1 pseudogene is annotated in these 514 nt (G+C 54.5%); it reads right to left on the reverse strand.

Annotated elements, in window-relative coordinates:
* Positions 1-514 (reverse strand): annotated as a pseudogene (locus AB8818_RS22890) (hypothetical protein); the annotation flags it as partial.

Here is a 514-nt window from a genome sequence, read left to right on the forward strand (position 1 = left end):
GTGTCATATATTGCGGGTCAAGCGACACCCAGAACGCCCCGCCGGTCATTTCGGATTTGCTGTTCAGTGCCCGGGCAAGCCCAAACCTCTGCGTCTGTCCCTTCAGGTCGAAGGTGATCTCACGCACCACAATAACGCGGTCACCCGTTTTGAGTTTATCCGTCTTCGCGCCCGGAGCCTTATCTCCGGCTTTTTCTTTGCCGGTATATTCGCGTTTATGAAGAGCATCGCCCTTCTCTGTGACCAGATACAGCGTGTGCTTCGGGAAGGCAGACAGCGGAGCAAGCCCGATATACAGCGAGTAAAAATCGAGGCTGTTGTCCTTTTTTTCGGGATCGGGGGTACAGGTCGATTTGACCAGCACAAACGTACTGGAATACTGCAGTGGGTTATTGATGTATTTACCGGTCAGATAGTCCTGATTAATACGCCAGGCCACCACTTCGCCGCCCGCCATAAACTGAAGCGGCACCGCCGTGTCTGCCGTCTCGTTTGTCAGCACAGAACCCGGGGC

Source organism: Enterobacter sp. KB-280D8 (assembly GCF_041399405.1).
Lineage (GTDB): Bacteria > Pseudomonadota > Gammaproteobacteria > Enterobacterales > Enterobacteriaceae > Enterobacter > Enterobacter cloacae_N.